The sequence below is a fragment of the Acaryochloris sp. 'Moss Beach' genome, from assembly GCF_021497025.1.
In the GTDB taxonomy this organism is placed as follows: Bacteria; Cyanobacteriota; Cyanobacteriia; order Thermosynechococcales; family Thermosynechococcaceae; genus Acaryochloris; species Acaryochloris marina_A.
Window position 1 is genome coordinate 4,886,537 of the sequence record NZ_CP071717.1, and the last position, 20,272, is coordinate 4,906,808.

18 protein-coding genes are annotated in these 20,272 nt (G+C 46.5%); 10 read left to right on the top strand and 8 right to left on the bottom strand.

All coding sequences use genetic code 11. The annotated features are described in order from the left end of the window. Positions 1 to 9: 9 nt before the first annotated feature. From HRE53_RS23000 to HRE53_RS23010, 3 genes are all read right to left on the bottom strand, one after another. Complete coding sequence (locus HRE53_RS23000) at positions 10 to 465, bottom strand: CBS domain-containing protein (RefSeq protein WP_212665466.1); 456 nt, start codon at positions 463 to 465, stop codon at positions 10 to 12. Between the two features lie 375 nt (positions 466 to 840). Beyond that, positions 841 to 1,161, bottom strand: coding sequence for a thioredoxin (gene trxA, locus HRE53_RS23005; protein WP_212665467.1), 321 nt, complete (start codon positions 1,159 to 1,161; stop codon positions 841 to 843). Positions 1,162 to 1,175: 14 nt separating this feature from the next. Next, positions 1,176 to 1,475: a ferredoxin gene (locus HRE53_RS23010; RefSeq protein ID WP_212665468.1), complete on the bottom strand. Its 300-nt coding sequence runs from the start codon at positions 1,473 to 1,475 to the stop codon at positions 1,176 to 1,178. 406 nt (positions 1,476 to 1,881) lie between these two features. Here HRE53_RS23010 and HRE53_RS23015 point away from each other — a divergent pair, with 406 nt between their 5' ends. Next, positions 1,882 to 2,235 carry a recombinase family protein gene (locus HRE53_RS23015; RefSeq protein WP_212665469.1) on the top strand — a complete coding sequence of 118 codons (354 nt, stop codon included), beginning with the start codon at positions 1,882 to 1,884 and terminating at the stop codon, positions 2,233 to 2,235. A gap of 57 nt (positions 2,236 to 2,292) precedes the next feature. After that, complete coding sequence (locus HRE53_RS23020; RefSeq protein WP_235108092.1) at positions 2,293 to 3,267, top strand: CBS domain-containing protein; 975 nt, start codon at positions 2,293 to 2,295, stop codon at positions 3,265 to 3,267. Between the two features lie 18 nt (positions 3,268 to 3,285). Here HRE53_RS23020 and HRE53_RS23025 read toward each other — a convergent pair whose 3' ends face one another. Next, on the bottom strand, positions 3,286 to 3,669 hold the full coding sequence (locus HRE53_RS23025) for a GFA family protein (RefSeq protein ID WP_235108093.1): 384 nt from the start codon (positions 3,667 to 3,669) through the stop codon (positions 3,286 to 3,288). Positions 3,670 to 3,755: 86 nt separating this feature from the next. Between HRE53_RS23025 and HRE53_RS23030 the strand changes: the two genes are divergently transcribed. The 3 genes from HRE53_RS23030 (at position 3,756) to HRE53_RS23040 (ending at position 7,783) form a co-directional block, all read left to right on the top strand. Then, positions 3,756 to 4,682 (top strand): hypothetical protein, encoded by a 927-nt coding sequence (locus tag HRE53_RS23030; RefSeq protein WP_235108094.1) that lies wholly within the window; start codon positions 3,756 to 3,758, stop codon positions 4,680 to 4,682. 222 nt (positions 4,683 to 4,904) lie between these two features. Next, positions 4,905 to 7,301, top strand: coding sequence for an HD family phosphohydrolase (locus HRE53_RS23035; RefSeq protein WP_235108095.1), 2,397 nt, complete (start codon positions 4,905 to 4,907; stop codon positions 7,299 to 7,301). A gap of 44 nt (positions 7,302 to 7,345) precedes the next feature. Next, positions 7,346 to 7,783: a peroxiredoxin gene (locus HRE53_RS23040; RefSeq protein WP_212665473.1), complete on the top strand. Its 438-nt coding sequence runs from the start codon at positions 7,346 to 7,348 to the stop codon at positions 7,781 to 7,783. Between the two features lie 265 nt (positions 7,784 to 8,048). Here HRE53_RS23040 and HRE53_RS23045 read toward each other — a convergent pair whose 3' ends face one another. From HRE53_RS23045 to HRE53_RS23060, 4 genes are all read right to left on the bottom strand, one after another. Further along, positions 8,049 to 9,470, bottom strand: a complete 1,422-nt coding sequence (locus HRE53_RS23045) for a sodium/glutamate symporter (RefSeq protein WP_235108096.1) — start codon at positions 9,468 to 9,470, stop codon at positions 8,049 to 8,051. A gap of 311 nt (positions 9,471 to 9,781) precedes the next feature. After that, positions 9,782 to 12,379, bottom strand: a complete 2,598-nt coding sequence (locus HRE53_RS23050) for an ABC transporter substrate-binding protein (RefSeq protein ID WP_235108097.1) — start codon at positions 12,377 to 12,379, stop codon at positions 9,782 to 9,784. A gap of 37 nt (positions 12,380 to 12,416) precedes the next feature. Further along, positions 12,417 to 13,382 carry a DUF1822 family protein gene (locus HRE53_RS23055; protein ID WP_212665477.1) on the bottom strand — a complete coding sequence of 322 codons (966 nt, stop codon included), beginning with the start codon at positions 13,380 to 13,382 and terminating at the stop codon, positions 12,417 to 12,419. 308 nt (positions 13,383 to 13,690) lie between these two features. Further along, positions 13,691 to 14,254 carry a hypothetical protein gene (locus HRE53_RS23060; protein WP_235108098.1) on the bottom strand — a complete coding sequence of 188 codons (564 nt, stop codon included), beginning with the start codon at positions 14,252 to 14,254 and terminating at the stop codon, positions 13,691 to 13,693. Positions 14,255 to 14,607: 353 nt separating this feature from the next. Between HRE53_RS23060 and HRE53_RS23065 the strand changes: the two genes are divergently transcribed. From HRE53_RS23065 to HRE53_RS23085, 5 genes are all read left to right on the top strand, one after another. Beyond that, positions 14,608 to 15,735 (top strand): TRAP transporter substrate-binding protein, encoded by a 1,128-nt coding sequence (locus HRE53_RS23065; protein WP_235108099.1) that lies wholly within the window; start codon positions 14,608 to 14,610, stop codon positions 15,733 to 15,735. Positions 15,736 to 15,917: 182 nt separating this feature from the next. Next, on the top strand, positions 15,918 to 16,382 hold the full coding sequence (locus tag HRE53_RS23070) for a TRAP transporter small permease subunit (RefSeq protein ID WP_235108100.1): 465 nt from the start codon (positions 15,918 to 15,920) through the stop codon (positions 16,380 to 16,382). Then, a complete protein-coding gene (locus HRE53_RS23075; protein ID WP_235108101.1) occupies positions 16,375 to 17,709 on the top strand; it encodes a TRAP transporter large permease subunit in 1,335 nt (444 codons plus the stop codon). Before HRE53_RS23070 ends, HRE53_RS23075 begins: the two co-directional genes overlap by 8 nt. Before the next feature lie 286 nt (positions 17,710 to 17,995). Beyond that, positions 17,996 to 18,760 (top strand): PspA/IM30 family protein, encoded by a 765-nt coding sequence (locus HRE53_RS23080; RefSeq protein ID WP_235108102.1) that lies wholly within the window; start codon positions 17,996 to 17,998, stop codon positions 18,758 to 18,760. 115 nt (positions 18,761 to 18,875) lie between these two features. Continuing rightward, positions 18,876 to 20,162 (top strand): ABC transporter substrate-binding protein, encoded by a 1,287-nt coding sequence (locus HRE53_RS23085; protein ID WP_235108103.1) that lies wholly within the window; start codon positions 18,876 to 18,878, stop codon positions 20,160 to 20,162. Positions 20,163 to 20,272 lie beyond the last annotated feature (110 nt).

The following is a 20,272-nucleotide window of genomic DNA, read 5'->3' on the forward strand; positions in this document are numbered from 1 at the left end:
TGTCCCTGATTAATCGTCGTACATCCGAGCTTCAGGTGCATTGGGAAACTCTTCACAATATTGTTCAAAATTGCTTTTGGGTTTTTCAACGAAATCACTCTTTTTGAGGATGTCGCTAATGGAAATAACCCCGAGGAGATGATCTTTGACAACCGGGGCTCGGCGAATGCCTGTATTGGCAAATAAACGAGCGACGTACTCAACCCCTAGATCAGGATTAACAACAATACAAGGTTTGGTCATGATTTCATAGACCTTCATCTTTTTGGGGTCATAACCAAAGGCTGCGACTTTGTAGACAATGTCGGTTTGGGTCACCATCCCATAGGGATCACCTGCATATCGAGGCTCAACGATTAAGGCTCGAAGACTTTTCTCTTTCATCTTACTGACTGCCTCGCCGATGGTCGCTGAGCCACTAATAGCGACGACATCTCGGGTCATGATTTCTTCGGCTTTCATCATGGTTATAGACTCCTGAAAAATTGCGATTCAATGAGGTTGTATCTAGGATTATTGAACTTGCTCATCTAGATGAGTTCATCGGCAAGGGAGGCTTGTCTAGGGAGCGTTGAGTAGAGTGTTGATAGGTTGATATCCCTTCTGCATAGGCCTCGACGACTTGACCATTGACAGCGCAAGATACCAGCAAATAATCACAACTGGGACACTCAACCTGGTTAACTAGTCCGTCAGGGCATTTAAGATGAGTCGAATACGAACTCGTAAAATGTAGCCGCCGTGCAGGGGAGCCACATTGAGGGCAGCAAACGGTTTGGGTCGTATTCGTTCTAATTTGACTCATACTTATTTTTGGGTCGATGATGATGGATCGACGGTTTAAAGGTGTTTATCCACGGCGCTGGTAAATTTCTCGTAGGGACTCATGCCTACTAGGGTTTCGACCAGTTCGCCGGATTTGAAAACTAGCACTGCTGGAATACTGCGAATGCCATATTGCTTGGCAATACCTTTATTCTTGTCAACGTCAACTTTGGTGACTTTAGCCCGACCGTCATAGTCGGTTGCCAATTGGTCCATCATTGGACTGACTTGTTTGCAAGGCCCGCACCAGGTGGCTGTAAAGTCGACCACAATGATGGACTCATCCTTGAGTAACTGTTCGAACTCGTTGTCTTGTATATAAGTTACGGTACTCATAATCTTTCCAAAACCTAAAGTAGTGCGTCTTCTTGGTGGGTTTGAATGGTGCAGTCTGATACAGGGTAGGCAACGCAGGTTAGGACGAATCCAGCATCCATTTGATCGTCATCTAAAAAGGATTGATCGGATTGGTCTACTTTTCCTGAGACGACCTTGCCTGCACAACTAGAGCAAGCCCCTGATCGACAAGATACAGGTAAATCAAGATCATTCTCTTCTGCTGCGTCAAAAATATACTGATCGTCTTCAACGGCTATCGTGGCGTCGATACCTTCTGCTTCATTGATCAGTCTGACGTTATAGGTTGCCATTAAATGAAATCCTTGTAAGTTTGGTATTTAAGGTGAACAACGATCAAGAGGGTTGCTGTCGTATCATGAGCCGATAATGGAAACTGCAGCTCATGATGCTGGGGTGCCCATAAGGTTTCACCTAGGTTTTGATTGAAAAAAGGCTCTAACTGCGTCTATACGGCGAATGGAGGAGTGATGTTACTCAACTTGAATTAAGATGTCACCAGGGGTATTGGCCTTTTGCTTTAGGTGTGAAGCCAAAAAATATTAAGACCTTTTTATTCTAAAGCTCATAACCAATAAGGTTTCTGGCGAAAGGCTTGTAACATTTCCTTAGTATACACCTTTAGGGCGTATATTCATTGTCTTATAGAATGTAAATCTGTTTCCTTGTAACATTCCTTTTGGATCTATCGAACCCCTTATGTCTGCTGAACAATGGCATGTGAATGAAGTGAGCCGTCGGCTCAATGAAGGCCGCCAAGCGAAGGCGGCTCAGGGTGGGTATGTAGGATATGGTTCTCCCCCTTTTGGCCAGCTTTCCCATAAAGGGGAGTTGGTTGCTAATCCTCGGGAAACGGAGATTATTGATCTGATTCGCCGTCACCACAAATCTGGTAAATCTCTACAGCAGATTGCTGATTGGCTGAATCACAATGGTTATCAGACCAAGCGAGGGCGTTTGTGGAAGCGTATTTCTGTGAAGCGAGTGTTAGATCGGTTGTATGGCAAAACGGCTCGGATTTCAGGAGGGACTAAGCAACGTAAACCAGATTGATCCTATTTTTTAACCCCTATTCGTTACCTGGATTTGTCCAGTTGGGTGTGTGTACTGATGCAGCAAAATGAGCCGATGGTGGGTACTCCCAATTTGGAGGAGGCCATCAATTACCAGCCCTTAACCTTGACACCAGAAACGGCGTTAGTGGATGTGATTGCTCGCATGAGCCAAACTCCCTTCAGTTCCTGCGATTTGGGAGCACCTCCACAAGCTTCTTCGGATTCAGAAACGGAAGCTTTTCGACCCACTTGTGCTCTGATTATGCAGGATCAGGAGATTTTGGGGATTTTGACGGAGCGAGATATTGTCCGATTTGCTGCCGCAGGAATGGATTGCGATCTCATCACTGCTGCCGATGTCATGGCCCATCCAGTCAAGACCTTACCCTTGGCTGATTTTAAGGATATTTTTGCGGTCATGTTCCTGTTCCGGCGGTATCGAATTCGCCATTTGCCGATCCTGGATGATCAGAACAAGCTAGTGGGCATCACGGAACCCAGTAGTCTACGACGAGTGTTGAGGCCCGCTAACCTTTTAAAGCTTCGCCGGGTGTCTGAGGTGATGTCACAGTCCGTCATTCACGCCCCTCCCCATTGTTCGGTGTTGAGCCTGGCCCAATTGATGGCTAAACATCGGGTGAGTTGCGTCGTCATTGTAGAGCCTGCACCAGATGATGGCCTTAAACCGATTGGCATCGTCACAGAGCGAGATATCGTTCAATTTCAGGCAATGCAGTTTGACATTGGCAGAATTATGGCGACAGAGGTCATGAGTTCTCCGCTGTTTTTACTGAATCCTGGAGATTCTCTCTGGTCTGCCCATCAAGAAATGCAGCGCAGACGAGTCCGGCGCTTAGTGGTGTCCTGGAATTGGGGACAAGATTTAGGAATTGTGACTCAAACCAGTCTATTAAAGGTGTTTGATCCTCTGGAGATGTACGGCATTATTGAAACCTTGCAACAAACGATTCAACAACTAGAGACGGAAAAAGAATCCTATTGGCGTCATCAAGACGCTGAAGTGAGCTAGTAAACAAGGGGATAAGGCTCACTTGTCCTGGGATTTATGGGCAACTTTTTGGGCATTTTGCTCCCAATTCACGCCATCAAAGGGCACCACTTCCATAGAGTTGGGTTGAGTATCGAGACAACGAACGTTGATATCGTAGCCATCGGGGTTAGAACGAGGAATGTAAAACGGCTTGACGCCACAGATCCGGCAGAAGGTATGCTGAGCAATGCCCGTATTGAATCGATAGGTCGTGAGGGCATCTTGCCCTTGCAGTAAATTGAACTTGGATTGAGGGACGATGAGATGCAAAAATCCCGCTTTTGAGCAGATAGAGCAGTTGCTCTCATCGACCTGGATGTCTTTGGGAGCCTCAACTTCGAACTGAACCGCGCCACAATGGCAACTGCCTAAATATTTCATGGAACGTTCCCCAGTCTACTGGCGATAGATCTATCTTATGCTGTGCAAAGATTGAGTAATGGCAGCATTTTGCTGCCCAGATGATCATGCAGCAGTTATTGATTGACCGTTTTCGAGGATTGTTTCTGGGAGTCGCTGTCTTAGAAGCCCATTGCCATAGACAGGGCAATTCACACCGAAATAGCACATTGGCTGAAGGGCAGGATCTTCCGTTGCCAAGCGAGCCATGGAGATGGTGCGAAGCCCTTGCCATCGGGAAGTCTGAGGTAATTGCCCATTCAAGTCAAGGGCAAAATGAACCTCCAGTTCCTGTTTTAGACCCTCCCTCTTCTGAGGGTGATACTGAATTAGCTATCTTGATGGCCCAGATGCTACCAGCAGCTCTGTTTTACCATGAGAATTTACCTCGCCTCGAAGAATATATTTGTGGCCATCGACTGAGGGGAGCTAGGCCAGACTTGCAGGCCGAGATGTTGGGTATTGGAGTTGCGATCGCACTCCTCTGCAAGGAACAGGCCAGTCCCCAAACCCTGATTCCCCAACTGCTGGCCCATGATTTCCTCTCGGGAACGAACTTGCATGGTCAGCTTCAACAAGTGCAAACTCTTCTACAAAAACAATCCAGCCTCTCGGTGGTCTGGCGTGAGGTCAACCCAGAACCCGCTTCAGGGATTTCACCTTTGGGGACTGCCCTAGCAATGGCCTGCTACTGCTGGTCAAGTACAGCAGATACGTTTGCCTTGACGGTGACTCGGGCTCTGACCTTACCCCAATCCCCTACGATTGCAGCCTTGATTGCTGGTGCTTTATCTAGCGTATTCAACGGTGTACATGGCATTCCGTTGGCTTGGCAAAGGGCATTCTCGACTCATTCAGGTTCTCGTGCATCTATCCTTGCCCAAGCGGATCAACTTTTGGGGGCTTGGTCAGGTTATTTGAGCTATGAAGCCTCTACCCTCCCACTAGATAAAACGGCGGTGTCTGCGCCGGGTGTCCTTCGGCCTCGTGGGTAGTTCCGCCTTTGCGGCCCACAGGTTTTGAAGCTGACCAAAGCTCCAGTCTAGGGGCACAAAAACCGCCGACCGTAGTATTAAAGAGTGATTTGACTATAATTGAAGGACTTGAACAACAGTTGTGGACAAATCAAGGACACCGTTATGCGAGCACTACTGACTTCTGACTTCAGGATATTTCGCAATTGAATGGACTGTATGCCTTAGTTGCCTAACCATCCAATGAAGAAATTATTCCGTTCTCAGCAGGTGCGTCTGAGCCGCTGGCTATCTTCCTCTGCCGCGTCACGTATTCCTTCGAACCGTTCTGCTCGTCGTTCTCTCAAGCAGCAATCGCCCTTGTTGTTTGTAGTGTCTGTGGCCGCTTTAACGAGCGTGATCGGCCATCGGTTCTACAACGAGCCGCAATTGATGATTGGTACCGTTGCCCCGGAAACGATTAAGGCCCCAGAGTCTGCTCAAGCCCCCGATCCCATTGCGACGTCTGCAGCCCGTGAAGCCGCCTTTCGGAATGCGGTGAGCGTGTATATGGTGAACCCATCTCAAACCGCTGCTATTCAAGCGGATTTGGATTCTTATTTGGCAGATGTGCAAAAATTTCGAGGGTCAGCGGGAGAATTTCCCTATACAGCGATTCAGACGTTGTCCCCTGCCGTTCAACATTTTCTGCGACAACAGAATACCGGGGACTTTCAGACGCTGCTAAAGCGGGTCAATGCGACCACTCCCACCTCTACGGCCTGGTTGAAGACTAAGAATGCACAGGCGGCGATTAGAGCGCTGCGAACCTATAGAGCCAAAGAAAAAGATGGGGTGAAGTGGTCTGCCCTGATGCGTAGCATCACCCAAGCCCAGCAAGATTATCAGGCTGCTTTAGGTGCTGTTCCTCCCCGCTTACAGGGATTCTCCAGTCGGACCCTCTTAGAATTTACAGAACCTGAGTGGGCTATGGCTCAGAGAAGGCTGCGGACTGCGTTAAAACGCATTCTTACCCAAGGGATTCCGCCAGGATTGCCAGGGACAGTGATGCGGAGTGCCATCAAGGTCCAGCTCCAGGACTATCCCGCCAAAGTCCAAGCCCTGGGCATTAAATTATTGCCGATTGTTCTCAAGCCCAACCTCAGTATTGACCCCACTGGCACCTTGCGGCAGCGGGAAATTATTGCTGAGCAGATTCCCCCAATTCTGATTCCCATCAATAGAGATGAGGTCATTGTTAACTCGGGTGAGCGAATTTCCCAAGCTGACTTTGCCTTACTGGAACATTTTGGCCTGAGTCGTCGGGGCATCAACTTACTGGGCTTGTTTGGGACGATGGCAGCAGTCAGCGGGGGGATTGCGGTGTTTTTAGTCGTGCAACGACGCTGTCGTCTTGCATTTGACCGACGAGACTATCTGTTGGTGTTAATGCTGTCGGCCAGTGCATCCCTACTGATTTGGACGACGGCTCTGCGATATACCAGTTTGCCTGCGGTCGGTCTGCTAGTAGGCAGTTTCTATGGGCCTGTTTTAGGGGCAACGGTAGTCGTTATTCTCACGGGTCTGATTCCCTTAGGGCTCAATAGTGGCTTTATCGAATTGGGGGCCATTGCTGCTGGCAGTTTGGTGGCCAGTTTAGTTGCTCGTCAACGGCGTTCTCGGGAAGAGATTGCCCTGTTGGGGGTGATTGTCGCCATTACTCAAGGGGTGGCCTTATTTATCCTGATGACTCTAGCTGGGGCTCCAGTCTATAGCATTTTGGGTTTGTCTCTGATTCAGGGCTTAGTGGGATTAGGGTGGACTATTGTCGCCTTGGGTATCAGTCCCTATATCGAGCATGTGTTTGACCTAGTGACGCCCATTCGGTTGGCAGAATTGGCTAATCCCAATCGACCTTTGCTCAAGCGTCTGTCGAAGGAGGCTCCTGGAACCTTCCAACACACCATGTTTGTGGCCACTTTAGCTGAAGCAGGGGCCAGCGCTTTAGGCTGTAATGTCGAACTGGTGAGAACGGGAACCCTCTACCATGACATTGGCAAAATGCATGACCCGCAATTTTTTATTGAGAACCAGCGTGACACCACCAATAAGCACGATCTGCTTAATGATCCTTGGCAGAGTGCTGAGATTATCAAGAAACATGTCTCTGAAGGGTTGGTAATGGCCCGTAAATGTCGTTTGCCCGCAGCCGTGCAAGCGTTTATCCCCGAGCATCAGGGCACAATGGTGATTGCGTTTTTCCACCATCAAGCCCAACAGCAGGCAGCTGCTAATCCTGACCTTGATGCGGTTCAAGAGTCTGACTTTCGCTATCCTGGCCCAGTGCCCCAATCCCGAGAGACAGGGATTGTGATGTTGGCGGATTCTTGTGAAGCGGCGTTGCGATCCCTCAAAGATGCCACTCCCGACTTAGCCTTAAAAACCATTAACAAGATCTTCAAAGGGCGCTGGCAGGATAATCAGTTAGTGGATTCTCAGCTGACCCGTGACGAGTTAAATGTATTAGCAGAGGTGTTTGTGGAAGTATGGATGCAGTTTCATCACAAACGCATTCCCTACCCCACGGCAACCATCCCCCCCCAAGTAAGAAAAAAATATGTAACACTACTTTGGGTATCTCTGGTTTTTAACCAGGGATAAATGAACCATCCAAATATTTATCCTGTTTTTTGTGAGGAAACCCTATGGCTTTAACCGCTGGCATTGCCGCTCCTGCGTTTACGACTAAAGACACCAATGGCAACACGGTTTCCCTTGCCGATTATGCCGGGAAGACTGTGGTCCTGTATTTCTATCCCAAAGATGATACACCAGGCTGCACCAAAGAAGCCTGTAGCTTTCGCGATAATTACAGTGCTTACCAAGGCAAAGATATTGTGGTCTTCGGTGTAAGTGGTGACGATGAAAGTTCTCACCAAGACTTTACCAGTAAGTTCAATCTGCCTTTTCCTCTATTAGCTGACGTTGACAATAGCCTGATGCAAGCCTACGACGTTGATGGTGGTGGGTACGCCCAGCGGGTCACTTATGTGATTAATGGCCAAGGCCAAATTGACAAAGTTTATAACTCCGTTAAGACAGACACCCATGCCACTGATATTTTGGCTGACTTAGGTCTCTAAGGTCTGGCTTAAGGCCATGATATTGCGGTAGCAAAGACTATCAGTGATACAAGAAAAACGCCAAAACAGCATCTTTGCTCTTGGCGTTTTTCTTGTATCTCGCTTACTCCCATCCCATCCCAGCATAAGATTGGGTATTCAGATTCTTGATAAATAAGAATTTCAATGATATTTAGATGCACGATCTTATGGCGGGAAGGGAGTAAATATCCTAATTTGGTAAATTAAGTTCTAATGAGTACCTATAGGGACTTAGTTCCAGGAATCACTCCAATTGACGACGCTTGATCAAAATATAGCCAGTCCCTAGCCAAAATAAGAGTAGTCCTGTAGTTAATAATAGGATTGCCACCAGGCCAAAACGAGCAATCAGAGCAGGAGCCGCAGCCGTAAAGAGTCCCCCTCCGACAATAGGTTCAAAAAATAATTGTTTGTAGGCAAACCCTTCAAAGGCACCAGAGCGATTGTCACGATCCACCATGCGCAGTAACAGAATCCCCGTTGCGGTAACGCCCATCGATTGACCCAAATCTCCAATACCTCGTTCAAACCAATGATCAGGAAAAATCTTAGGGGCGTAGTAAAGGAAAAAGACGATATTCCAAGTAATACCGACTAGGCTGAGAATCACAAAAACCCCTAAATTACTGCCAAGAACCTGCAATGAGATAGAGGCTAAAGCAGTGGCGACCACAACGTCTAAAGCCAAGCCCGCAATACTCTTCATTAAAGGCTTAATAATCAGTGGACTCAAGTTTAATCGGTTCAAAATCGTCTGAACTAAAATCCCCCCAATTAAAGCCATTGGAAACAAGGGGACATAGATCATGACTTCAACACCGGATCGGCCCCAAGTTGCAGCTTCTAGCCATGTCAATCCATTCAGAATTAGCCAGCCGAAGACAATGGCTATGCCCACAATGCCAAAGTTGATCGAAAGCGGATCAATCAATAATCCTTGCATCAGTTTGGCTCGACGCTTTCTGATTTCAGGTGTTTCCGTGGCAGATAGTTCTGGAATATCCTCAACATCCCCAACTCGCCTAGTGACAGATTGAATATGCCCTTGCCGACGTCCCCAACCCGCTAAAGCAGTTCCCGAAATAATGCCCGAAACAATTCCTACGGTCGCTAACCCCAAGGCCAAGTCACCTCCGTCCTGAAATCCTAGCGTCCCTAGAGTTTTAGCCATTCCACCAGCAGTGCCATGTCCCCCTTCAAAACCAATCTCGATCAATGCTCCAGAGATAGGATGGGCACCAAATACGGGCTTAAGTACCAATAGTGTGACTAGAAGCCCGACAACGTATTGTCCCCAAGCGAGACTCTGGCCAAAAACAACTTGCGGGGCAGCTTTGCGCCAAATTTCCTTGAGGCTAGGTATCTGTTCTCCCAAAAAGAGGGCAGCAAACACGATATTAATGAATAGGCCAGGAGACTGGGACCAAACGGCACGGATCGGTTCTGAGAAAATTCCATCCGCAAAGAAAGCGCCTTTTCCCAGAATCATCTGAACTAGTGCACCTAATATTTGCGGGCCTAATAGCAACCCTAAGAATCCAGCCACAATCGATTCCGGTAGGTGCAGTTGCTGGAGCCAACGAATCTTCTGTTTAAGGTATCGACCTGCTAGTAATAGCAATGATAAAATCACGAATGCAAAAAATACGTCTTTTAGACTAAACATGGCGTCTCTACTAGCGAATGAGTTGGGTGCTCAGAAGTTTTAAGAAGTGGCAGTCTATTTTTTAGAACTTATTGTTTGGGGCAGCTATAACTGGTGCTGTGCTTCAGAGGTCCCATTAGCATCGCGATAAGCAAATTATTTGAGACTAAAAGATTTCCACCTTTATAGAATCTTGCATATCTTCTATGACGAAGTACGAGTCTCGTAACGTCAATCGTTTCCTAAATTGGCCTCTCTCTATCGGGAAAGAACATCAAGATTACTTCGAGATTGCTTGATACTTTTCCATCGGTTTGTTTTGACTTTAAGGTTCAACATGGTTGGTCGATGGGCACAAACTCTATCTCGAGACTGTTGGAGTTGCACTGCATGGGTTGAATTAAGACTTGAGGAGGATTCTTACGATTACCATTCGGCTCGAATTCAATATTGCCTGTTGCTCCCCAGGTTTTAAAGTTTGGGGCTGCTAGCGTCGATTGGGTGCCTTGACGGCTAGGCGCTTTTTGTGAACGTAATGCTTGAATTAAGACCCGAGTCGCATCATAGGCCAATGCCGTTTGGGCTTGGACTTGCTGACCCCATAGGCTGTCTGCATGGTTCGAAAAGTCTGGGTTTGGACTTGCGTCGTAGTGCCAAGGGACAGAGACAGCTAAGGATTGTGGCAGCGACTGGGGGAGAACAGATAGCGTCTTTGGATTGTCTAATCCCCATGAACCAACAATAGGATGTTGACCTGAATTTTCTTCAATCAGTTTGAATGCATTGTCTTGAGCTAAAGATACCTCACCATCTGGGACGATCAGTAGCGGGATGTCATTTGGATCTCCATACTGTTTTAGAGCAGCAATGGCTCCAACTGGGTCAAATTCGGAAGAGGCTAAATCTGAGAGTGGATCATTTTGTACAACAGGACTAATCACTTTCCCCCCTGCCTGTTCATAGATCTCCTTGAAATCATCCCAGAATGAATGAGTAAAAGGACTTTCAGGATTATAAAAAACCTTCACGGTGCGTTTGTTGATCACCTTGAGAAGATAATTGGCTACGGATCTTGCTTCCACGGAGGTGGTAGGAACAGTTCGAAAAAAATAACCATCCCCCTTGATTGCCAGCTCCTTGGCTGTTGAACCCGGTGAAATGATGGGTAATTGATGTTGTTTATAGATATCAAGGGTAGGTTTAGACATGTCACTGGCATAGTGACCCACAACTCCTAAAACTTCTGAAGTTTTTGATAACTTTATTGCTCGGTCTTTAGCATTTTTAATCTTATTGAAGTCATCTGCAATCACAACCTTCAGGCCGATCTTGTTGCCAATAGGATTGGGGGTGAGAAACGGAATATCCAACTGAGTGGATAGATCTGAAATATTCAAGTTCGCTTCTGTCTGGGCTTGAGCGACTCCCCTAAGCAGACGATAGGCCAATTTATGGCTAGTCAGTTTTTGGATGTTGGCATCATGCAAGAACGGAACACTTATCGCAATAGTGCGGTATTCAGCGTTCATGTTATCGAGAATGGCGTTATTGAGATAAATGAGCGTTTCAGGATCATTGCCATCATCTTGCCAGGACTCCAGCAGATTCTGGATACCTTGCGGATAGTTTTTTTGGGCTATGGCATCAGCAGCATTTCTCTTGTGACCCGGACGAAGACCTAAAACCTCCTCACCCATACTCGTAAAGTCACCGAGTTGTGGGGATGTATCTGTCCAGACATTGGTTGCCCAGATACTGACCACCATGGCACTAAGACTTAACGCTAAGAGAATCCAATATTTCAATCGGAAACCTAGAAACGAAAATCTTTGTTTGTTAGGAAAAGATGGCGTCGGCCAAGTGAGGGTTTCCACCCCAGGTTGTTGAAAAATGATGGGCAGCCAAGTCGCGTAGGGAAACTGGTCTTGAATTGACTCTAGATCGTGGCGTGCGGAGAGCACCGCATTGTGCACTGAATTGCCTTGGGAAAAATACTGAACGAAAGAGGCTAGAAACTTGTGAGCGACTTGATCGGGGACAGGCTCTCGCATATAAACAATATAGGGAATGCTGAGACCCGAAAGATGGTGGGCTAGTCCTAAGCCATCACAAGAGTTGAGGATACACACTTGCAATCCTCGATGGGCTGCGATGCTGAGGTGATGATGGAGGTCCTTCAGCGTTAAGCTATCGGTTTCATTGATTGAAATCACGCCCTGGTGATCTTCTGTACGACTATGTCCAGCAAAAAATAGAAGGTCCCAACCTTTCTCATCCTTCAATGCCCTAGCGACCTGATCTCGACTTGGCTGTTTGAGGAATGTTAGGTCAATATCAGGGATGCCCATAAGAATATCTTGCTCATGATCAAGGTCAATATTGTGATCACTTCCAAGAATCGCTAATACTCGAACAGGGATTTCCAGAGCCTTGAGCTGGGCCTGCCGATATTCTAGAGGGCCTAACGAAATTGGAATTTGAGGATTGCGCTGCACATGGTCCCAGAGCTGCCAAGGTAAACGTTGTAGTTCAGTATCATCGGTGCGAATCAGCAGGCGTAAGTCTTTCGATGAGCCATAAAGTTCAGCGAGTTGACGGGTGATTCGCTGAAAGTCGGCTGAATCATGGTTTAACCATTGATTCATGAGTTCTTCAAGCTGCTGGGCAGTCTGAACGCACTGTTTTTTAGCGTTTCGCAATTGAGACAGGTGCTGGTCTGACTCCGCCACAAACTCCAATCGTGTTGCTGAGCCCAAATCTAAATAGTGTTTTTGCCAGTCTGTATAGAGGGCTGCTAGATCTGTTTTAGGGGGGAGTGTTCCTTGCAAAGTGCCTTCAATGTGGAGGCTATTCTCCTGTCTCCATTCAAGGGTGGCTTGTATTCCCTGAGATAACTGACCTTGGAGTCTCAATATCACAACCCGCATCATTTCACCTACACTTTCGTAATGACATCAGTCCCCTTATTCAGATCACAAAATTCTCGGTATGCTTTGCGCTGCCATAGATGAGGTCTACTGAAAAATGTTCGCAAGGGGCAGCAAGAAAGGGACGAGTCACTAGATCACCTTCGTGGCTGGAGAGGGAAAGCTGTTGGAAGGTTTGTCCATCTTCATCAATAACTGCTAACTGAAGTGTATCTGGTAATTCTTGCTCAACTACAGGTTCAACCATGATTTCGATTTGGAATTTGCCTTCTTGTTTGGGGGCCAGATACATCACCAGTTCTAAATCAAGGTCTTGTACTTGCACGATTTTGGAGACGAATACAGGGGCTTCACTATGACTCTTAAGAGGTTCTGGCACATCATCACTTTCAAAACGCATATAGGCTAAATTCAAATTCTGAGATAACTGCCAATCTGAACAAGTATTTCTAAGCGGTTCTGACAGTGCAGCAAGCTGTTGTCTTTGCTCCTGAGCCCAACTCCATATTGTTTGGAGAACAGTCGTTTTGCAGTCAAATAGGAATTGGGGTAATTCGTCAATGGGCTGAATTTGGTGGAGATCAATTTCTCCATCGGAGGAGACAGGTTGAGAGTTAAAGCCTAAAATTTGAGCTTGCTGATAGTGCTCTTCAAGTCGAACAACGACATAGGCTAGGCGGTCATCTTGAGCATCAATCGGTACTTGAACGCTAGTGTCCCCAGCCAGTACTGGGCAGCATTCCAACTTGCCATAGCCCTGAACCATTAGATCTGCACTCTCTAGGAATTGAGAGAGAATGGAGTCATTACTATCACTTGCCTCAGGCTTAATTTTAAAAGCCATGCATCGCAGGTAAAAATCGACCGCGTAGAGCGCCAATCTTTTCCGAAATTCTTGCTGATTGTGATCCGCATCAAATTTTGGATGGATATGGCTTTGTGCTTTTGCCCAGACTTTAGATGTCAAGGGTACTGGAAAGCCAAAGGAGGGAATTGCAGAGGTCATAGGATGCTGAGACAGTAAATTACAATTTGAGCAGGATAAGTCGCTCTAAAGATATCGTTTGAAATAAGGCAATAATTTTCTTAAGGTTCGTTGAAAAAAACTGGATAAGGTTCTAAATGAGATTTCCGTTTGAGCCGATAAATCTGTCCAGGTTTCTCCTTGGATATGGCGAGAAATAGCTAGGAATTGGAATGTGATATCAGGATGATTTCTCACCCAGTAGGCAGCAAGTTTTTTGCTCTGGATCGGTCTCTAGAAACAACCTGAGATTGTAATAATCCGTTGTTTCAAAATCTTCAATGTCAACTTTAGAGTCTAATTTTTTCTAGCACGAAGGGGTCATAGAAACAGGTGCGTCGAAATTTTTGTTCATTGAGAACATCCAAAAATTTATATTTAAAATTGCTATTTACCCAAGCCAATATAGGTTTCTCGGGTCGATAGAGTTCAGGGTTATTACAGATATACATCCATGCTTTCTGCTTAGCTTCGTTGTAGAGGTCTGTAAACATGGAGGTTGGATAGCTGTGAGCATACTTCCTTAAGCGAGTGAGTCGCCCTGACTGCTCAATGATGATAATAAGTCTTGTCAGCCTTTGCTGTCTGCTGACCGATTCTGATGGATGGCTACGAGCCTCCAATATTAGTTCTAGTAACTGCCGCTCCAGTGAATCCTCATGAGTTCGCCCCGTTAACTGCGCGAGTTGGGCTAATGCTTGCTGTTGGGGTATCGATCCCGGTAAATGGCTGCGAGCTTGCAAAAGTAATGCTAATAATTGTTGATCCATTGGGATAGAGATATTCAGACTTTGATGGGAGGCTTCTTGCACACGAAATCTGGGCAATGGTTGGGGGCTAGATTTCGTGTGCATAGGGTCGCGTCCTGCAATTAAGAATATGTATTAGAGGCCTATGTCAGCCATCGCTGTAAGTTATTAGCTCTCATAAACTAGAACTTCTGCATTTTTTACAAAAGTTCATTAATTGTGTAGAGCAGAAAAAAATTAAATTCATGCATCAGAAATTATGAACATACCGTACCTGTGCTGTTTTAAGAAATGCACTTTGTACTTAAAGCTGTTTCTAAGTCTCCTGGAAATATGGCTTATGTTCTGAGTTCATATCGAGGAGTCCAAAGAAAAGAATTTGCAGAAAAATATCTCATATTCAATATCTAAATACAGAAGTGAAAATTCTTTTCAACTCGATTGATACTGTAACCATCATGTTCAATAAAAAATGGACTTCATGTATTCAAAACCAAAATCTAAATCGGCGGCATCTTCTGGCTGGTGCGGCATCGTTGACGTTAGTAACGGCTTGTGGAAAACCAGCTTCTTCTCCAAGGGTGATTCCCAATCCGAGCATTACATGGCGGATGATCACCAGTTGGCCCCAGTCATTGGATGTTATTTTTGGAACCTTGCAGACCTTTACCCAGCAGATCAGCAAGATGACCGATGGTCGATTTACGATCGATCTATTTGCGGCGGATGAAGTGGTCCCGGCTCTTAAGGTGATGGATGCGGTCAGTGATGGCTCAGTTGAATGTGGCCATACGGCTTCCTATTACTATTTGGGAAAACAACTCGCTTTGGCCTTTGGCACCACGATGCCTTTTGGCCTGACTGCTCAACAGCAGAATGCTTGGCTCTATCACCATGGAGGATTGGAGGCCATTCAGGCTCTTTATGCAGACTTCAATCTGATTAACTTTCCAGCGGGCAATACGGGAGGGCAGATGGGGGGCTGGTTCAAACGCAAGATTAACTCGACTGCTGATCTCCAAGGATTGAAAATGCGTATTCCTGGTTTAGGTGGGGAAATTATGAGTCGTCTTGGCGTTAATGTCCAAGTGATTCCAGGTAGCGAGATTTTCTTAGCTCTGCAGCAGGGGGCAATTGATGCGGCAGATTGGATTGGCCCGTATGACGATACCAAGTTGGGATTAAACAAGGCTGCTAAATATTACTATTCACCTGGGTGGTGGGAACCTGGTGCGACTCTTGATGCTCTGGTCAATCGCTCAGCCTGGGACAAACTGCCTCCAGACTACCAGCAAATTTTTAAGACAGCCGCCTACGAAGCTAATCTCAGCATGTTGTCTCAATATACGGTTCTCAACCAAAAAGCTGTTTCCCAGTTGCAAAAGGACGGCACTCAAGTCTTGACCTATGGCAATGATATTTTGCAGGCGGCTCGCAGAGAGACATTTGAGCTGTACCAGGAAAAAGCAGAACGGGATCAGACATTTAGAAAAATTTATGAACCTTGGAAACGGTTTTGCGATCGCGCCACACAATGGCATCAACTCAACGAATTGAAATTTAGCCAGTTTGTCGCTAGCCCCTAGCCACATTGGGACTTAGAAGCTAAGGGTCTTACCGCAGCTAATTGCTTAATCAACCCATCGAACACTCAAGGCATGGACTTGAGAAGGATACCCCTGTGTTTAAATTACTCAAATATTGGTCACTTAAAATTGACGGAATAAGCACCCGTATTGGCTCGCTTAGTTCCTGGTTCGTCTTATGCATGATTTTGATTGGAGCCTGGAATGTAGTGGGTCGATATGTGGGCCGTATTATTGGCACTAATTTATCGTCGAATACACTTCTGGAGCTACAGTGGCAGCTATTTGCAGCGGTCGTATTTCTAGGGGCTGCCTGTACCTTAAAGCAGAACGAGCATGTCCGGGTGGATGTGTTTTATAAGGACTTAAACCCGAGACAAAAAGGTCTTGCCAATCTCTTGGGCACGCTGGTATTTCTAGTGCCCTTTAGCATCACCGTTATCTATGTCTCTTGGCGTTCCGTCTGGAATGCCTGTGCTATTTGGGAAGTTTCGCCCAACCCTGGTGGGTTGCCCCTATGTCCCCCGAAAGTACTGATGATCCTTGGCTTCTTGCTCTTATTGGCCCAGGGATGTTCGGAAGCGATTAAAAGCTGGGAAATCATCAGCGCTGAATTGCCCACAAGCGAGGACAAACGTCATGGCTGAAGGCGGATTTGGATTACTGATGTTTGCAGGGGCTTTGGCACTTCTGTCTTTGGGGTACCCCGTTGCCTTCTCTTTGGGAGGGGTTGCCATTGGCTTTGGTTTTATTGGGGGTGGGGTTTGGGGGTGTTCGATCCCATCTTTTTTGACAGCCTTGCCCTATCGCATTTACGGCATTATGGAAAACTACACGCTCCTGGCCATTCCCTATTTTATTTTTCTAGGAGCGATGTTGGATAAAACGGGGATTGCTAAGCGCCTACTGGAAACCATTGGACTACTCTTAGGACGTGTCCGAGGTGGGTTAGCCATAGCTATTATTTTGGTTGGCGCATTGCTGGCAGCATCAACAGGGGTTGTTGCTGCCACTGTGGTGATGATGGGCCTTATTTCGATGCCGATCATGCTGGAGCACGGCTATAGCAAAGAATTAGCGGCTGGCGTGATTGTCGCCTCTGGAACCTTGGGGCAAATCATTCCCCCCAGTTTGGTACTGATTGTGCTGGGCGATCAACTAGGAATATCCGTTGGAGACCTATTTATGGGGTCTGTCATTCCCGGTCTCATGATGGTGGGTGCTTTTGTCGGCCATGTGCTTCTCATGGTTCACTTAAAACCAGAAATGGCTCCAGCGCTTCCTCCTGAAGCATCAAAAGTGAATCGTATCTGGCTTAGACAACAAGTGTTGAGAGCCGTATTGCCCCCTCTTTTCTTGATCATATTGGTCCTTGGCAGCATCTTTTTTGGGATTGCGACCCCAACTGAGGCAGGGGCTGTGGGATGTATCGGCACCATGGTTCTCGCCCAAGCTTATGGCCAATTGAATGGGCCTGCTCTGCAAGAGGTCTGTCAATCCACCCTGCGATTTACTTGCATGGTGATCTTTATTCTGATTGGCTCCACTGCCTTTTCACTTGTCTTTCGAGGTTTACAGGGTGATCGCTTATTGTTTGATCTATTGGTCAATTTGCCGGGTGGAAAAATCGGGTTTCTACTGGTCAATATGCTGGTCATCTTTTTGTTGGGATTCTTTATTGATTTCTTTGAAATTGCCTTTATATTGATGCCCATTTTTGCTCCAGTTGCTGAGTCGTTAGGGCTAGATTTGGTTTGGTATGGTGTCGTCATTGGAGCTAATTTGCAGACCTCATTCTTGACCCCACCTTTTGGGTTTGCGCTGTTTTTCTTAAGAGGGGTTGCGCCACCAGAAGTGACCACTCAAGATATCTATCGGGGTGCCATTCCGTTTATCTGTGTGCAGCTAATCATCCTGGCTCTAATCATTATCTTTCCAAGTACAGTCACTTTTTTGCCTTCAATTCTAAGTTGAATTTGCTTGAACTATAACGAGTCAATAGATCTCATTCTTGATGTAGTTTGAAGTTGGTTTAGTGCTTTGTCTTAATTGCTTGAGGTAGATGCTTGATCGTGTATTTAGTCACTCTTTGAATAGCTAGCTTTAATGGGCGGTACTCTAGATTTGAAATCGATTTAAGCCCTGAGTTATTGATTTTAGAAATTTGCAGAAACTGGAGATCTTTTCCATATAGATCAATAAGCTAGCCGTCTGCTCAATGCAGTGGAACTTACCAATATCAAAAATATGGAGACAAATAATGAAGCACTTCCTCTATTGGTTTTTAGGTGATACTGCTGGGCGAACGATTGTAGCTTGGTGGAATTGGTTGTGGGGAAAGCCCCTGGAGTCTGGGGGGAAAGTGACCCTAGAAGCAGCAAAAGAATCCCTGGCTCAAATGCAGGGTTCTGTCCAAAAATTAACTGAATCAGTCTCTAGAGTGATGGCTGTTTACCAGCAGGCTCAGGGGCGATACGAAGTCAAGAAAAAGGAACTTAGCCATGCTGAAGAACAAGCCGGTTTGGCTATGGATCAGGGCAATGATGAGGCAACTAGAATTGCGATCGCAAGAGTGATCTCCTTAGAGCAACTCCTGCCGCAACTCCAAGAGCGAGTTGAACAAGCCCAGAATATGAAGCGGGAATCCCAACAAAAACTGCAAGCAGAGCGAGAAAAGCTAGAGGCTTGCAAATTGGAGATGGGAAATCTCAAAGCTATTTCAGAAATGAATGAAGCGTTGAACCAGGTCATGACCCTAACGAGTGAATTTGGCCTAGACACTGCTCGATCTCAGTTTGATGATTCTGAGCAAGCCATCAAAAATCGTCATCTCCAGATTAATAGCCAGTTCGAACTATCGCGAAATCCCCACGAGCAATTTGAACAACAACTAAACCAGCCCAGCCAAGCTGATGCCATTGAGCAGCGGCTGCAAAAACTGCGTCGACAAAAAGAGGCGCATTTAAAAGCAGTCCCAGATATTCGGCAAACCCGTCCCGCAAAATCTGAGCCAGAACCAGGATAACGCCACCCATCGCAGAAAAAAATAATGAAACTCCTTGTAGGTGAATATGATGCAATTTAAAGCTGCCCTGCCTAAAATCCCACCTATCCTCTATTTACTAGGCATAGGGGGAGTTATGGGATTTTCTCTTAATGCCCCCAACTGGCTTGATCGGCAACCAGATAGTCTAGCGAACCGTCGTAGTCTGGGACAAATTAGCTTTAGTCAAGCCAATGCCAGTGAAGCAGAACGCCAAGGTATTCAAGCATTTGCGGACGGGAACTATAATGCTGCTTCAACTTATTTCACTTTTGCCAGCAAGGCTTCTCCCTCTGATCCCATTCCCCTCATCTATGGTGAAAATGCTCGGTGGATAAACCAAAAACCGCTGCATGTAGCTGCCATGGTTCCCCTGGGGAGCAACCGAGAAGTTGCCCTAGAGATGCTACGGGGGCTAGCTATGGCCCAACAAGACCATAACCGTGGCCCCAATAAGGTGGTCATTGAAATATTTAACGATGAGAATGATCCAGAGTTAGCAAAAACCATTGCCCAGCAGATTGTTAAAGATGCCAGTATCAAAGCCGTGATTGGTCCGAATGCCTCGAATGCTGCGTTGCATGCTGGTCCTATTTTCAATGCGGCTGGAGTGGTGATGATTACGCCTACTAGTTTTGCCAACCAGCTGTCGGGGCTTGGAGAATATATTTTTCGAACCACTCCCAAGATTCGGCATCTCACCGATACCCTTGCCCACTATTCAGTCCACCAAGTTCGGCGAAAAAAGGTAGCAGTTTGTTATGACTCGGATGCCGCCGACAACCTTTCTTTTAAGGATGAGTTTATTGCTGCTCTACTGGAGCAAGGGGGAACACATATTCCCACAGACTGTGATTTTTCATCTCCTGCCTTTGATGCTAAGGATATGGTCGCAAAGCTGATTAGTGATGGTGCAGATGCCGTTCTCCTCACCCCTCATATCGATCGATTGGATCGCTTGATAGATCTATCCCGTGAGAACAAATGGCGAATGGTGTTAATGGGTAGCCCCAGTCTACAAACCCGAAAGATTTTGGAAATTGGTCAGGGAGATTTGAATGGCGTTGTTATTCCTGTTCCCTATCATGCTGAGATGCCAACTGCTCAAGCCTTTGCCAAGGAGGTCAAAGCTCAGTTTGAGGTTGTTCCCACCTGGCGAACCTTTGCCTCCATGGATGCCCTCAGTGCCATTCTAAAAGTGGGGCAGCATTCCACCCGTCGACCGCAATTTCAGCAACGATTGCGGTCAGCCAACTTCAAGATGAGTGGATCTGCAGAAGACGTCCGATTCTTGCCCTCCGGTGATCGGATCGGGAACGGTGTCTTAGTTCAAATTCGCCCCGCAGCCAAGGGATATCACTTTCGCCTGATCAGTTTGAAATAACTCAGATTCATAGACTGTCATTTTTCTGAGAGATGAGTCGAGAGATAGGTACATTAGGATGGATTGTTGAAGGGGCGACATGCGCCGTAAACTTCTTGCTATTCGTGCAA

What these genes read in the sequence shown, in the direction of transcription:
- HRE53_RS23065 (WP_235108099.1), top strand. Translation starts at nt 14,608, where the DNA reads ATGTTCAATAAAAAATGGACTTCATGTATTCAAAACCAAAATCTAAAT.
- HRE53_RS23070 (WP_235108100.1), top strand. Translation starts at nt 15,918, where the DNA reads ATGATTTTGATTGGAGCCTGGAATGTAGTGGGTCGATATGTGGGCCGT.
- HRE53_RS23085 (WP_235108103.1), top strand. Translation starts at nt 18,876, where the DNA reads ATGGGATTTTCTCTTAATGCCCCCAACTGGCTTGATCGGCAACCAGAT.
- HRE53_RS23025 (WP_235108093.1), bottom strand. Translation starts at nt 3,669, where the DNA reads ATGAAATATTTAGGCAGTTGCCATTGTGGCGCGGTTCAGTTCGAAGTT.
- HRE53_RS23000 (WP_212665466.1), bottom strand. Translation starts at nt 465, where the DNA reads ATGATGAAAGCCGAAGAAATCATGACCCGAGATGTCGTCGCTATTAGT.
- HRE53_RS23045 (WP_235108096.1), bottom strand. Translation starts at nt 9,470, where the DNA reads ATGTTTAGTCTAAAAGACGTATTTTTTGCATTCGTGATTTTATCATTG.
- HRE53_RS23035 (WP_235108095.1), top strand. Translation starts at nt 4,905, where the DNA reads ATGAAGAAATTATTCCGTTCTCAGCAGGTGCGTCTGAGCCGCTGGCTA.
- HRE53_RS23010 (WP_212665468.1), bottom strand. Translation starts at nt 1,475, where the DNA reads ATGGCAACCTATAACGTCAGACTGATCAATGAAGCAGAAGGTATCGAC.
- HRE53_RS23015 (WP_212665469.1), top strand. Translation starts at nt 1,882, where the DNA reads ATGTCTGCTGAACAATGGCATGTGAATGAAGTGAGCCGTCGGCTCAAT.
- HRE53_RS23055 (WP_212665477.1), bottom strand. Translation starts at nt 13,382, where the DNA reads ATGACCTCTGCAATTCCCTCCTTTGGCTTTCCAGTACCCTTGACATCT.
- HRE53_RS23075 (WP_235108101.1), top strand. Translation starts at nt 16,375, where the DNA reads ATGGCTGAAGGCGGATTTGGATTACTGATGTTTGCAGGGGCTTTGGCA.
- HRE53_RS23080 (WP_235108102.1), top strand. Translation starts at nt 17,996, where the DNA reads ATGAAGCACTTCCTCTATTGGTTTTTAGGTGATACTGCTGGGCGAACG.
- trxA (WP_212665467.1), bottom strand. Translation starts at nt 1,161, where the DNA reads ATGAGTACCGTAACTTATATACAAGACAACGAGTTCGAACAGTTACTC.
- HRE53_RS23020 (WP_235108092.1), top strand. Translation starts at nt 2,293, where the DNA reads ATGCAGCAAAATGAGCCGATGGTGGGTACTCCCAATTTGGAGGAGGCC.
- HRE53_RS23060 (WP_235108098.1), bottom strand. Translation starts at nt 14,254, where the DNA reads ATGCACACGAAATCTAGCCCCCAACCATTGCCCAGATTTCGTGTGCAA.
- HRE53_RS23030 (WP_235108094.1), top strand. Translation starts at nt 3,756, where the DNA reads ATGCAGCAGTTATTGATTGACCGTTTTCGAGGATTGTTTCTGGGAGTC.
- HRE53_RS23040 (WP_212665473.1), top strand. Translation starts at nt 7,346, where the DNA reads ATGGCTTTAACCGCTGGCATTGCCGCTCCTGCGTTTACGACTAAAGAC.
- HRE53_RS23050 (WP_235108097.1), bottom strand. Translation starts at nt 12,379, where the DNA reads ATGATGCGGGTTGTGATATTGAGACTCCAAGGTCAGTTATCTCAGGGA.